8 protein-coding genes and 2 tRNA genes are annotated in these 13,056 nt (G+C 66.3%); 7 read left to right on the top strand and 3 right to left on the bottom strand.

All coding sequences use genetic code 11. The annotated features are described in order from the left end of the window. The first annotated feature begins 86 nt into the window (after nucleotides 1-86). The 5 genes from QU663_RS08775 to QU663_RS08755 all read left to right on the top strand — a co-directional run bounded on the left by QU663_RS08775 (nucleotide 87) and on the right by QU663_RS08755 (nucleotide 4,416). The gene (locus tag QU663_RS08775) at nucleotides 87-1,010 is read left to right on the top strand and encodes a UTP--glucose-1-phosphate uridylyltransferase (RefSeq protein ID WP_021610794.1); all 924 of its coding nucleotides are present in this window, start codon (nucleotides 87-89) and stop codon (nucleotides 1,008-1,010) included. 5 nt (nucleotides 1,011-1,015) lie between these two features. Further along, nucleotides 1,016-2,242 carry a gephyrin-like molybdotransferase Glp gene (gene glp, locus QU663_RS08770; protein ID WP_021610793.1) on the top strand — a complete coding sequence of 409 codons (1,227 nt, stop codon included), beginning with the start codon at nucleotides 1,016-1,018 and terminating at the stop codon, nucleotides 2,240-2,242. Next, nucleotides 2,239-2,937, top strand: coding sequence for a GNAT family N-acetyltransferase (locus QU663_RS08765; RefSeq protein ID WP_021610792.1), 699 nt, complete (start codon nucleotides 2,239-2,241; stop codon nucleotides 2,935-2,937). Before glp ends, QU663_RS08765 begins: the two co-directional genes overlap by 4 nt. 397 nt (nucleotides 2,938-3,334) lie before the next feature. Then, nucleotides 3,335-4,114 (top strand): hypothetical protein, encoded by a 780-nt coding sequence (locus QU663_RS08760; RefSeq protein ID WP_021610791.1) that lies wholly within the window; start codon nucleotides 3,335-3,337, stop codon nucleotides 4,112-4,114. A gap of 226 nt (nucleotides 4,115-4,340) precedes the next feature. Then, a tRNA-Ala gene (locus QU663_RS08755) sits at nucleotides 4,341-4,416 on the top strand. Between the two features lie 1,503 nt (nucleotides 4,417-5,919). On the opposite strand, the gene QU663_RS08750 is transcribed toward QU663_RS08755, so the two are convergent. After that, nucleotides 5,920-7,920 carry a DUF262 domain-containing protein gene (locus tag QU663_RS08750; RefSeq protein ID WP_021611124.1) on the bottom strand — a complete coding sequence of 667 codons (2,001 nt, stop codon included), beginning with the start codon at nucleotides 7,918-7,920 and terminating at the stop codon, nucleotides 5,920-5,922. Nucleotides 7,921-8,122: 202 nt separating this feature from the next. Here QU663_RS08750 and QU663_RS08745 point away from each other — a divergent pair, with 202 nt between their 5' ends. Continuing rightward, nucleotides 8,123-9,007: a fructosamine kinase family protein gene (locus QU663_RS08745; protein WP_034480516.1), complete on the top strand. Its 885-nt coding sequence runs from the start codon at nucleotides 8,123-8,125 to the stop codon at nucleotides 9,005-9,007. A 126-nt stretch (nucleotides 9,008-9,133) separates the two neighbouring features. Here QU663_RS08745 and QU663_RS08740 read toward each other — a convergent pair whose 3' ends face one another. Together QU663_RS08740 and QU663_RS08735 are read right to left on the bottom strand one after the other, a co-directional pair. Beyond that, on the bottom strand, nucleotides 9,134-10,699 hold the full coding sequence (locus tag QU663_RS08740; protein ID WP_021611122.1) for a molybdopterin-dependent oxidoreductase: 1,566 nt from the start codon (nucleotides 10,697-10,699) through the stop codon (nucleotides 9,134-9,136). 264 nt (nucleotides 10,700-10,963) lie between these two features. Then, a complete protein-coding gene (locus QU663_RS08735; protein ID WP_021611121.1) occupies nucleotides 10,964-12,706 on the bottom strand; it encodes a pyruvate dehydrogenase in 1,743 nt (580 codons plus the stop codon). 142 nt (nucleotides 12,707-12,848) lie between these two features. Between QU663_RS08735 and QU663_RS08730 the strand changes: the two genes are divergently transcribed. Next, a tRNA-Ile gene (locus QU663_RS08730) sits at nucleotides 12,849-12,925 on the top strand. Nucleotides 12,926-13,056 lie beyond the last annotated feature (131 nt).

The raw sequence follows: 13,056 nt of genomic DNA, 5'->3' as shown, positions 1-13,056 counted from the left end.
CTGCGACGGCCTCGGATCTCCGCGCGGAGAGTTGTTTTTGTGGCCATCGTCTCCCTCTTCAGTCGTTTTTTCGCTACGCTTGCAGTATGACAGATAGACACCAGCCCGTCGTGCACGCCGTTGTCCCCTCGGCCGGTCGCGGAACCCGCTTCCTGCCCATCACCAAGTCGGTCCCCAAGGAGATGCTCCCCGTCGTCGACCGCCCCTCGATCGAATACATCGTTCGCGAGGCCACCGACGCTGGCATCAAGGATGTCCTGTTTGTTACCCGCGCGGGTAAGCAGGCCATCGAAGACTACTTCGACGCCGAGCCCGGCCTCGAGGCCGACCTGGAGAAGGCCGGCAAGGAAAAGGCTCTCGAGTACGTCAACGAGTACAAGAAGTACGCGCGCGTCCACTCCGTGCGCCAGGGGCACCCCCTGGGCCTGGGCCACGCGATCCTTCAGGCCAAGTCTCACGTGGGCGACGCCCCCTTCGCGGTCCTGCTGCCGGACGACCTCATGGAGCCCGGATCGCAGCTGCTGCGCAAGATGATCCAGGTGCGAGGCGCCCTGGGCGGCACCGTCGTCGCCCTGCTCAAGGTCACCCCCGAGCAGGCCACCGCATACGCCTCGACCGCCGTCGAGGTTCTGCCGATCCCCGAGGGCGTCGACCTCGAAGAGGGGCAGCTCATGCGCATCACCGACGTCACCGAGAAGCCTCCGCTCGACGAGGTCAAGTCCGAGTACGCGGTCGTCGGCCGCTACCTGCTCGACCCGGCCGTGTTCACGGCCCTCGAAAACATCGAACCGGGCGCCGGCGGTGAGTATCAGCTCACAGATGGGTACGCGCGCATGATCGACCTCCCCGAAGAAGAGGGTGGAGGGTTGTACGGTGTAGTCATCGACGAGCGACGCTTCGACACCGGGGACAAACTCGGCTACCTCGAAGCTAACGTCACGCTCGCCCTTGAGGACCCGGCGCTTGGAGGGGAACTCAGGGAGTTCCTGCGCTCCAAGCTCGAGGACTGACAACTATGCGAAGCGTTGCCGACTTCTACCAGGACTGCCAGGCCGTCGCCCACGCGGTGCCCCCGCTCGACGTCAAGCTTGTCGATGCGGTGAGCTGCGTGCTCGCGGAGGACGTGCAGGCGCCCTTCAACCTCCCGGTCGCCGACCTGTCCGCGTGCGACGGGTACGCCGTGCGCGTGCGTGACTGCGAGGGGGCCACCTTGGAGACGCCGGTGACGCTTCCCGTCACCGAGGAGATCCGCGCCGGCGCGGTCGACCCCGCCGCACTCGTGCCGGGCACCGCGATTCGTATCGCGTCCGGCGCGCCCATGCCCACGGGCGCCGAGGCCGTGGTCTCCCTCGAGTTCACCGACCACGGTATCGCGCAGGTCGCCCTGCGCACCGCCCCGGCCAGCGGAGAGAATATTCGCCGCCGCGCCGAGGACGTTGCGCAGGGTGAGACCGTGCTCCGCTCGGGCACGCGTATCGGGGCGCGTCAGATGGCGCTCCTGGCCGGCGTGGGCCGCGACCGGGTGCTCGTCCACCCGCGTCCGCGCGTCGTCATCATTTCGATCGGTGATGAGATCGTCGAGCCCGGCGGCGAGGCGCGCCCCGGCACCGTGTTCGACGCCAACGGTCACGCCCTGGCCGCCGCTGTTGCCGACGCGGGCGCCGAGACCTTCCGTGTCGCCGCCGTCCCCGACGAGCGTGCCCGCCTGCGCGAAACGATCGAGGACCAGCTGGTGCGCGCCGACCTCGTCCTGACGACCGGCGGCATCTCCTATGGGAGCGGCGACACGGTCCGCGAGGTCCTCGGGGCGCTCGGCACGGTTCGTTTCGACAACGTCGCCGCCTGGCCTGGGCACATCATGGGCGTGGGCACCGTCGGTGGCGAGGAGGGGCGCCCCGGCACTCCGATCGTCTGCCTGCCTGGTGACCCCGTGTCCGCTCAGGTCTGCTTTGAGGTTTTCGTGCGCCCTGCGCTGCGCCACATGCAGGGATGGACCGCCGTGAACCGTCCCGTGGTGCGCGCCGCCATTGACCGTTCCTGGTACTCGCCGCGAGGCCGGCGCGAGTTCGTGCGCGTGCGCCTGACCGGCTCCCCGCGCGCCGGGTACAACGCTGCCGTCATGGGGACCCCGGCCTCGTTGCTGCTGTCCGCGCTCGCGGACTCGAACGCGCTGGCCGTCGTGCCCGAGGATGTGACGACCGTGCGCGCAGGTGACACCCTCCAGTGCCTGGTCCTCGAATGAGGTGTTTCTTCCGGCGCCCCCGGTGCGTGTGGGGGCGCGACATTGACATGCTGACGCTGCGCGTCGTGGACCCGGTGGGGCGAGGTTTCTTGCGCCCCGGGCCTGCGGGCAGCGCGGGTCCGCGTGAGCTCGTCGTGCGTCCTGTGCGCGGAGAGGAGCACCGGGCCCTTGATGCTGTGCGTCGGGCGGACGGGCATTGGTTGCGTCCGTGGGAGGCGACTCTGCCGCCGGATACTCTCGAGCATATCCCTACGTTTTCGCAGTACATGCGTCGGGCGGAGCGTGATCATCGGGAGGGGACCGGCCTGATTTTCGGCGTTCAGATCGATGGGCGCTTCGTCGGCCAGTTCACCGTGTCGAACGTGCACTGGGGGGCGATGTCGTCGGGGATGCTCGGCTACTGGATTGTGTCGGACTGGGCGGGGCGAGGCCTGGGGTCCTTGGTGGCGGCGCTCGTCCTTGACCTGGTGGTGGGGGAGCTTGGCCTGCATCGCGTCGAGGTGTGTGTGCGTCCTGAGAATGAGCGTTCGTTGGGCCTGTGTCGAGGCTTGGGGTTGGTCGAGGAGGGCCTGCGGCCGCGTTTCATGCACATCGCGGGGGAGTGGGCCGACCATGTCGCGTTCTTTATTGATGCGGAGTCTTTGCCTGAGGGTGGGCTCGTGCAGCGTCGTTGGGGCAGGCCGGCGATCGGTTAGGGTGGGTGCCGAGTACCGCGCTTCGTGAGTGGCCAGTGTCACTTGAAAGTGATGTTCGTGGGGTTAATGTTACACGTGTGACGATTGAGGTTAGTCATCTTTTTACCGGGAGGTTTGAGAGCTCGACACGCCCGCGAGGCGCGACAGTGCTACTCGCAAACCCCTTTACGTTGAGAGGGTGGAAATTGGTGGACTCGTCATCGCAGCGGTATTCGTGTCGCTTCTCGCGACCGTACCGTCGCTGGTCGCGCGCCGAACGGCAATCGTCCAGTCTCGTGAGATCGACCGATTTTCCCCGAGACTGCGCATCATTCATACGAATGGTCCAGAATTAGACTCGTGTGATCACGCCAGCGGGACGATCCTGGCGCGGCGCGCACTGATGAGCGGAGGAAGCATGCACACGGCCACCACTGGACGTACCCGGCCCGTCATCGACCGCCGCAACAATAGGGCCGTCCGCGACATTGCCAAGCTGCGCGCGCGCCGCGCCGCCCGGCTTGCCGCGGAGAGTGCGGCCGGGCGCCGCCGCATGGTCGTGACGGGTGTGTGTGCCCTGTCGACCGTCATCCTCGGCATCGTTATTGTCGCGACCTCGATTGCTTGGGCGTGGCTCGTTGTTCCGGTTGCCGCTCTGGTTGCGTCGCTGGCGGCATCCCGCGTCGCGGCTGTCCGCTCTCAGCGTGCTTCGGACCGTGAGCTCGAGCAGCTCACGAAGTTGCGCGCCGACGTGCGTGGTGCCGGTCGTCCGACGGCGCCCGCGCCGCAGCCGCGTGTTGTTGACGCCGCTCGGGGTGGGGGCGAGGCCGTGGCGGAGTCGCGTCCGAGCGCCTCGCGCGAGGCCGGGGCCGAGTCTGCTCCCCAGACAGGATCCGTGCCCTCCCTCGTTTTCAATGTCGAGGTGCCCGAGGTCGTCGAGGTTGCCGACACGCCCGCACGCGCCTGGACCGTCGCCCCGATCCCCGCGCCGACCTACGCGTCGCGTGATCGTATTCGCGGCCGCATCGTCCATGCGGACACGGACCTGCGGGGCATCCCGCGCATCACGGCGGCGATTCCCGCGCGCCCAATCGCACAGACCGCCCAGGTTGGTGCCCGCTCGACCGAAGAGGTCGTCGCCGATCAGGCCGTTGCCCTTGACCTGGATGCCGTCCTGGACGCGCGCCGGGCCCAATAGGGCTGCTTCTTGCTGTCGTTGCCGCGCCGCGAGCCACCGGGCTCGCGGCGCGGTTCTTTCGCGGTACCTTGGTGGTGCTGGGGGAGTGGGGTGTCTTGCTCGGTATCGTGTTCTATGTGGAATCTTCGGTGCGGCAGCTACGGCGCGGCAGCTACGGTGCGAAGGCGTGCTGATTTCGGTCGGCTTGCGTGAAGACTTCGGAGGGTGCTAAGGTATATCCGTCCTTGGGGCTATGGCGCAGTTGGTAGCGCGTCTCGTTCGCAATGAGAAGGTCGGGGGTTCGAATCCCCCTAGCTCCACCACAGGCCGACATCCGATTGTGGATGTCGGTTTTTTGCATGCTCGGGCGCGTTGGTGTGGCGCCTGTTGTTGTGTTGCTCGTGACACCGCTGGTGTCCCTGGCGCCGCACGTGGTGTTCTGTGGGCCGGGCTGCTCGGTGTGCCCGTGGGCGGCTGCCCGCCCGCTCGCCGTCAGCGCCGCGAGCTTCGCTCGGCGCGTCGGCTCGAAGCCCGGCCAGGCCCCGCCACTGCCCACGGGCACCGCAGCCTGGCCCTGCCGCCGCCCACCGGCACCGCGGCCTGGCCCTGCCGCCGCCCACCGGCACCGCGGCCGTGTCCTCCGGTCCCTCCGCCGCCCACCGGCACCGCGGCCGGTCCGTTCCGTGCATGCCTGCAGTCCAGACCTACGAAACCGGCCGCGTATGCGGATAGGTTGTTGCGATATGGATAGGCTATGAGTATGCGGATAGCTTATTAACCTATCCGCGTGCCGATAACCTATCCGCGTAGGCCCAGGTGCGGTCCTCGCGCGCTCGTTGCTCCGTCGGTTGTGGGGGTTTTGCACTACACGAAGCTGTGCGGAGGCCTGTCATCGGCGTATCGGACCCTCATGTAGTGCAATTCCCCCCGATCAACCGTGTGCAAGCCATGACTCACGAGGGTGTGGTGCCCAAAACGTAGACCACCTCGGTGAAAAACGTTGAAAATGGGCTTTTGTAGGTGAGGTGGTCTGCGTTTTGGGCAAATCGGCGCTCGTCGAGGGCGCCACCAAACGGGGGAGTGGAACTACACGAGGACCGAGGAGCGACTTGCCTGCCGATGACACCGCCACCACACGGGGGGAATTGCACCATTAGAGCCGCGACACGCCGGCGACACGCCGACACAGTGCTCCTAATGGTGCAAAACCCCCAAACGGGCCCTGTGTCAGGTATCGCGGAGTGCGGTGGCGCGGCTTCCGTACCCGGTGGACAGCGGTGAATTGGCCTGAAGGCAGCGCGCCCCAGAGCGAACGCCACGCGGAATGGCAAGCCACGCCGCAATCTGACATCTTGAGGGGCAGTACTCCAACACGAAGCGTGCTGTGCCCCCAATTTCGCATGCAATTCCCTCGCGACTCGTGTGCAGCACAAATCTGTGTCGTTGGAATTGCAACGTTTTCGCGTTATGTTCAAAGTTCAGTCAATCGAATTGCATGCGACATTGCTTCGAATGAGCCCTGAGGCGTCCCGGCTTGCAGTACAGAGGTGCACGAGTCGCCCGCGCTCCTTAACGCGCACGTGGGCCCGATAATGTGAGCCTGGGCCCTCTCATCTGCACGCGGGCCCGATAATGTGAGCCTAAGCAGCGCCGCCCACGCGCAGAATATCGGGTTAACGTGCGAGATGTCGGGTTAACGTGCACAGCGAGGGGCCCACGTGCAAGCGGGCGTGTGTGCCGCTTGCACCTGTATTGACGTGGCTTCTGGCACACGTAGACGCAGGGGCCGCCGCGGCGAGCGCGCGGGCGGCCCCTTCTGTCACAACTTACGCCCCGAATCGGCTCCTGTAGCTATCCCACAGGTCGCGCAGCTTCTTGCCGTCGGACTCGCGCACGAACACGTCGAGGGCGGCGGCGCTGCTGGTGCCGGTCAGGGCAGCGACGGCCGCCGACGGGGAGGACACTTCCTGGCCGTCGGGCAGGACGATGGTGCCCTGAGGGGAAATGGTCACGACGTAGACGTTGCCGAGGTTGCGGCGCCGCCACGTGAACGTGTCACCGGGGGAGATGATGCCGGTCGCGACGACGTCGGCCAGGCGCACCTGGCGGCCGCGGGCAGCAGACCGCTTATCGACGGCGGCCTCAAGCTCGGCGCTGGACAGGACAGACAGGTCCACGCCATCGGAATCTCGCCGAATGTCCCAGTAGTCCAAGATCAGCTGGGTCAGGTGCTGCTGGCGCTCCTCCAGGTCGGCGGCGTGAATCTCGCCCCCGGCGCAGGGCAGCGAGCCGACCGCGAAGTCGCCGAGCGTCATCACGTGGCGGGCGGCGCGCGCCACCGTGTCCCAGTCGGGCGCCTGGTTGACGGTGCGCGACTTGATGGTGGACAGGATGAAGCTCCCCAGTCGCTTGTTCCACGCGCGCAGGTCGATGTCCTCGTCGACGCCGCGAATGTGGCTGGCCGGAAGCCCGCACAGGACGCCCATGGAGCGCGGCAGGCGCGTCGGGAAGGACCCATGCTCGGCGACCATCGCGTGGTAGAGGAGGACCTTGCGGATGGAGGACTGCGGCAGGGGCCTCGAGATCGTCTCGGCGGCCCGGTGGCGGACGCTGTCCGGCACGGAGCAGGCGGCGTTGAGGGGCTCGCCGTCCTCGAAAGCCGCAATGAACTGGGTGATAATCGCTGTGCGCGACGAGGGGCTGAGGCGCGCGGCAACAGCCGTGCCGTAGACGCGCTCAAGGAGGAACAGCAGCGACACGGTTTCCTCGTCGCCGCGCCCCGCGCGCAACACGCTCATCGCCGCTGGCTTCCAATCCGAGGAGTCATACAGGCGCAACAGCTCAAGCGGCGTGGCCGCGTGGTGCCCCACCAGAGGCTCCAGCGTCGCCAGCGTGTACGCGCGAGCGGAAGGAACCAAGACCTCGTCGATGAACTCCTCGCCGCTCCTGGAGGTGAAGAACGGAGTGAGGACCTGCTCGTCGAACGAGTCGATGAGGGCCCGTTTGGCGGGGGCGCGCAGCGTGAGCGTGAGCAGGTGCCCGAAGAACGCGTCTGGGTTCTCCGTGCCCAGCGAGTCGATGCACTGCTCCCACAGGGCCGCGTAGCGGGCCCGGGCGTCGGGCTCCACGCGGGACAGGACGCGCGCCTTGAAAATGTCGGCGGCCGACAGGGGAACGCCGCGCGTGTTAAGGACGGAGAAAATGCGGTGCGCCGCCTGGTAGGAATCGGTTGACACCTCGATGAGGGACACGTGCAGGGTCAGGTAGCGGATAAAGTCGCTGATCTCTCCGGGCGCGAGCGTGTCGGGATTGCCCAGCACGTCGAGCATGGCGCGCGCGTTGGCGACGATGCGCCGCACCGAGGGGCGGGTGAGACTATCGCCGTCGACGTCGAGCAGGGAGTCGATGTTGTCGCCGATGATGAACGTGTCGAAAAACTCGCGGTCGCATTCGCGCACGCTCAGGCGCGGCCGCTCGTCCAAGCCTTTGATGCGCGACTGCGGAATGAGGAGCAATTCGCCGAGTTCTCCGCGCAGCGCGGAATCCTCCTCCAGGTGACGCAGCAGAGACACGAGAATGCACAGGGTGGTGAGGCGCTGCTGTCCGTCGATGATGTCGACGTCGTCGCCGCTGGGGTGCTGCACGAGGACGATCGACCCCAGGAAGTAGTCCCCGTCGTTCGTGCGCCACGCGCCAAGCAGATCATTCACGAGGGTTTCCGCCTGCTGCTCCTCCCACACGTAGGGGCGCTGGAAGTCAGGAATCTGGTACTGGCGGTCGCCGTGCAGCAGCTCTTGAATGGACTTCTGTGTCGTCGTGAGGGTCATGGAGGCCTACATCCTCGTCGTGTCGGACTGTGCTTCTACAGGCAGTATATCGATGTTTGCTCGGTATGTGTCCAAGGGGGACGAGGCCTGGGCACCCCGAGAGGATGCGGCGCGGCGGGCGGGTGGCGAGGTGGGCGATAGCATGGGGGAGTGCAGTGGCGGCCCCTCGCGCGGGCCGCGGGAAGGCAACGGGGGAGCGCCCATGGACACGATGAGGAAGTCGGACGGCCGCCGCGGGCGGATCGCCTACGAGGTCGCGGGCCTTGCGTGGCTCGCCGAGGCCTCAGACCCCGGCGCAGCCATCGTGCCCGTTCTCGATCACGGCGCGACATGGCTCGAGGAGCCCCGCCTGGTCTCCGTGTCCCCAACCCCAAGGGCGGCCGAAGAGTTCGGCCGCGCCCTCGCCCACACGCACGCGGCCGGAGCCAGGCACTTAGGCGCCGCCCCCGACGGGTACGCGGGCGACGGCTGGATGGGCGAGGCACCCCTGTCCCTGCCGAGTCGCCCGAGCGCTCGCGGCGAAGAGGGTGGCGCGAACCGCGCGAACCGCGCGAACCGTGCGAACCGCGCGAACCCCGACGAGGCAACCCCGGCCTCGTCCCCTCGCGAGTCCTGGGGCAGCTTCTACGCGCGCGAGCGCATCGCCCCCTACGCCGATGACCGTACCTTCACGGCCGCCGAACGAACGCTCATCGACAAGCTCTGCGAACGCCTCGAATCGGGCGCACTCGACCACGGCCAGCCGCGCCTCGTAGAAGACGCGAAAAACCGCCACAACAACATCGGCGCCGCCCGCACCCACGGGGACCTGTGGAGCGGCAACATCATGTGGACCCCGGGCGGCGCCGTCCTTATCGACCCCGCCGCGCAGGGTGGGCACGCCGAGGAAGACCTCGCGGCCCTCGCCGTCTTCGGCTGCCCCCACTACGAGCGGATCCTCGCCGCCTATGACGAGGCCTCGCCCCTGGAGGACGGCTGGCGCGAACGCATCGCCCTGCACCAGGCGCACATCATCATGATCCACTGCGCCATCTTCGGGCGCTCCTACGTGACCGACGCGGTGAGAATCGCCCGCCGGTACGCATAGACTGCGCGGCCCTCCGTGCGCTCGGGCGCAGAGACTGCCAGACAGAGACCGCGCCTCCCTCCTCGAACCCGCATGCGCATGCGTGGGGACGAGGAAGGAGGCGCGGCAACGCTCGAAGGCGGTGGATCAGGCGCGGGCGTCGTAGTGCTGCAGGCCCGAATCCTCTCGTGAACCGCCCTGGCCATCGCCCACCTCGTGGTAGTCGTGGATCCACTCGAGGCGACGCACCCACTTGACCATCTTGTAGCCGTGCTGGGAATCGGCGCGCAGCCGCAGTGGTCCGCCGTAGACCTCGGGCAGAGGCTCGTCGTTCATGCCCCAGGCGAGGATGCACTCGTTGTCGTCAATCATCGACGGGTCGATGCACTCGTAGTAGGGCTCGGTGGGGCGCCCGTCGTAGGTGTGCCCGACGTGTCCGAAGGAGGTCGCCATCAGGTAGTGCGCGCCCTCCGTGGGAGTGACCTGCTCGAGGAGGTCCTTGAGGCGGATGCCCTCCCACTTCGCGATGCCCGTCCATCCCTGCATGCAGGTGTGCATCGTGATGTTCGTGACCTTACCCAGGGCCTTCAGCTCATCGATGGAGAATGACTTCTCCTCCTCGACGAGGCCGCCAATCTCGAGGCGGAAGTCCTTGAAGTCGTCCTCGCGCAGGGCGATGTACTCCTCGGACTGTTCCTTTGTCGGCGGGCGCGTGTTGACCCAGTGGAACGGGGAAATATCAGCCTCGGTGAAGGTCTTCTTCGCTACCTGACGCGACTTCAAGCGGTCGATCGTGAGCGCGCGAATGGGCTGCGTGGCACCCCACACCCAGCGCTGCGCGCGGCGCATATTCGACAGCGACCAGTAGGAGGCGCCGATCCACAGGGTGATGGCGACGACGATGCCGATGATCAGCATGGTGACGGCCTGAGCGAATTGTGCCGCCGTGATGTCGTTGTAGTTTTCGCCAAGCATCATGTGTGCGATGTTGTACTTCGGGTGGACGATGAACACCAGCGCGACGTGAATGACGACGAAGACGCAGTAGAACGCCATGCCGAGGAAGTGGATAGAGCGCGCCGTCTGACGGTTGCGGAAGAGCCTGACGTACTTCGGGAAGCGTCCCGCGAACGTGGGGGACATGATGGGGCCGGTCGCGATCATGAGGGGCGCGACAATGAAGACGACCGTGAAGTACATGAGCTTCTGGAGGGCGTCATAGGGCTGGAAGTGCTCGATGGAGGGGATCTGCAGGCCCATGTAGATTTTTGCGCTCTCCCAGGCCTCGGGGAAGATGGACCACGAGGTTGGGACGATGCGACGCCACTGGCCCGTCCCAAAGAGGAGAGTGACGTACACGAGGCCGTTGACGAGCCAGATGGCCGTGACGAGCGCGTGCCACGCTCGGCCCAGGCCGATCTGTCCGCGTCCGGGCAGGGAGATCAGCGGGTGCAGGTTGCGCTGGTCATCGCGCGCCGTGAACTCGCCGGGGACGGTCGAGACCTTGTCCTTGGTGAACTTGAGCCACTCGGATCCGGGTGTGCAGTGATTGTTCCAGTACAGACGCGGGTGCGATGCGAGGACCTCCCAGCCGGAGCGGATGAGGAAACCCATCATCACGAAGTTGATGAAGTGGGTGATCCTCAGCCAAGCGGGAAAAGTGTCGAGGTCGACCGCACCGGCCGCGCTAGCCATTGCTGCGAGCGCGTGCATGGCACTTCCTCCTGTGTGACGAGAGCGATAGAACGCTTCACAGATTAGAGGGAAAATGCACGCAAAATTAGGTGTCAAGTTGCGGTGCGGCGCAATGCGGTACAAGTTCTACGCTTGTCAATCTCAATTTGAGAGGGTAAAAACCAGTATTTTAGAAAAGAGGATGTTGACAAATGTGGGTTGGGTCATGAAAAACGAGGTCGGGGCTAGGTCGTGCAATAACCCAGCCCCGGCCTCGTCCCCGGAGAGCCTCCCGAGCGAGACCTACAGGCGCGGGATGTTGCGCATGTTGGAGGTTGCCATCGAGAAAGCCTCAGCGATGCCGCGGTTGAGGACGATCTTGCTCATCGCGGTCGCGAAACCGACGACCTGGCCGCCCGTGATGGCCGGCGGGAGCGAGAGGGCGTTCGGGTCCGTGATGACCTCGACGAGGGCCGGGCCGGGCGCCGCGAACGCCTCGCGGTAGGCGCCCTCCAGGCGCGATGCGTCCTCGACGCGCTCCGCGTGGAAACCAATTGCGCGGGCGATCTCCGCGTAATTCGTATCGGGGACGTCCGTCTGGAAGTCCGGAATGCCGTTGACCAGCATCTCCAGCTTCACCATGCCCAGCGTCGAGTTGTTGAAGACGACCACCTTGACCGGCAGGTCGTACATCTTCGCGGTGATGAGCTCGCCGAGCAGCATGGACAGGCCGCCGTCGCCCGACACGGACACAACCTGGCGACCCGGGTAGGCGACCTGGGCGCCCAGGGCCATCGGCAGGGCGTTGGCCATCGACCCGTGCAGCAGCGAACCGATCAGGCGGCGGGTGCCGAGCGGATCAATGTAGCGGGCGGTCCACACGTTGCACATGCCCGTGTCCGCGGTGAAAATCGCGTCCTTCGCGGCCGTCTCGTTGAGGAGGTGGGCAGCGTACTCGGGGTGGATCGGACGCATCTTCTCCACGTTGCGCGTGTATGCGCCCACGGGAGCGTGCATGATCTCCGAGTGCTTCTTGATCTTGGCTTTCAGGAAGGAATCCGAGCGGCCGGCGCGCAGGTGGGGGAGCAGGGCCTCGATGAAGGGCTTGACCTGCGCGTGGATCGCGAGGCCGACGTCGGTGCGACGACCCAGCTTCTCAGCGTGCGTATCGACCTGAATCGTGGGGGTGGAGGGCAGGAACTGGTCATAGGGGAAGTCGGTGCCCAGCAGGATCAGCACGTCGGCGTCGTTCATGCCCTCCGCGGCCGCGCCGTAGCCCAGCAGGCCCGTCATGCCCACGTCGAAGGGGTTGTCGTACTGGATGAAGTGCTTGCCGCGCAGCGTGTGGCCGATCGGGGCCTTCAGGGCGTCAGCCAGCGCAATGACCTCGTCGTGGGCGCCTTCGACACCCGCACCCGCGAAGATCGCGACCTTGTCCGCCTTGTTGAGGAGCGCCGCCGCCTCGTCGATGTCCGCCGGGTTCGGGGTCAGCGTCGCCGGGCGTGCGGGCGCGTAGGTGGGAACGTGCTCGACGGCCTTGAGGTCGGTGATGTCTCCGGGCAGCGTGATGACGGCGACGCCTCCCAGGCCGACCGCGTGGCGGATCGCGGAGTTCACGGTGCGCGGGGACTGCGCGGCCGAGGAGATGAGCTCGTTGTACACCGAGCACTCCTCGAAGACGCGGTCCGGGTGGGTCTCCTGGAAGTAGGTGGAGCCGATCTGGACGCTCGGGATGTGCGAGGCAATGGCCAGGACGGGCGCGCCCGTGCGGTTCGCGTCGTACAGGCCGTTGATGAGGTGAAGGTTGCCAGGGCCGCACGAGCCCGCGCACACGGCGAGCTTGCCAGTCAGCTGAGCTTCCGCCGATGCCGCGAACGCCGCCGCCTCCTCGTGGCGCACGTGAATCCAGTCGATGCCGCCCTTCTGGGAGCCGCCGGTCTTGCGCACGGCGTCGACGATGGGGTTGAGGGAATCGCCGACGATGCCGTAGATGCGGTGGACGCCCGCATCGACGAGCTGCCCGACGATCTGTTCTGCGACGTTCATGTCGCCTCCTTATTTTTCCATGGTTGTGACCTGGTAAAACAAGTGTAGATGCGACCAAGGTCCAGTGTCGCTCCGGGTGGGCAACAGATTGTTCCGGGGTGGCGGGTGGAGCGATACGAACGTCATCCGGTAGGATGGCAGCGCCCCAATAGCTCAGTCGGTCAGAGCAGCGGACTCATAATCCGTGGGTCGTCGGTTCAAGCCCGACTTGGGGCACCAATGCATCAGCATCTCGCCGCCTGGCAGGTTTGAAAGGCGCCGGGATCCAGCCGCCGTTCCCGTCGGGGGTGGGCATGAGGTCGGCGGGCTCGATGTCGACGTGAACTGCCAATAGTGGCAGCTCGTACGCA

Source organism: Schaalia sp. HMT-172, assembly GCF_030644365.1.
Lineage (GTDB): Bacteria > Actinomycetota > Actinomycetes > Actinomycetales > Actinomycetaceae > Pauljensenia.
Note: the sequence above shows the minus strand (reverse complement) of the source record. Positions and strands in the feature narration are given on the sequence as shown.

What these genes read in the sequence shown, in the direction of transcription:
- QU663_RS08745 (WP_034480516.1), top strand. Translation starts at nt 8,123, where the DNA reads ATGGACACGATGAGGAAGTCGGACGGCCGCCGCGGGCGGATCGCCTAC.
- QU663_RS08750 (WP_021611124.1), bottom strand. Translation starts at nt 7,920, where the DNA reads ATGACCCTCACGACGACACAGAAGTCCATTCAAGAGCTGCTGCACGGC.
- QU663_RS08765 (WP_021610792.1), top strand. Translation starts at nt 2,239, where the DNA reads ATGAGGTGTTTCTTCCGGCGCCCCCGGTGCGTGTGGGGGCGCGACATT.
- glp (WP_021610793.1), top strand. Translation starts at nt 1,016, where the DNA reads ATGCGAAGCGTTGCCGACTTCTACCAGGACTGCCAGGCCGTCGCCCAC.
- QU663_RS08735 (WP_021611121.1), bottom strand. Translation starts at nt 12,706, where the DNA reads ATGAACGTCGCAGAACAGATCGTCGGGCAGCTCGTCGATGCGGGCGTC.
- QU663_RS08760 (WP_021610791.1), top strand. Translation starts at nt 3,335, where the DNA reads ATGCACACGGCCACCACTGGACGTACCCGGCCCGTCATCGACCGCCGC.
- QU663_RS08775 (WP_021610794.1), top strand. Translation starts at nt 87, where the DNA reads ATGACAGATAGACACCAGCCCGTCGTGCACGCCGTTGTCCCCTCGGCC.
- QU663_RS08740 (WP_021611122.1), bottom strand. Translation starts at nt 10,699, where the DNA reads ATGCACGCGCTCGCAGCAATGGCTAGCGCGGCCGGTGCGGTCGACCTC.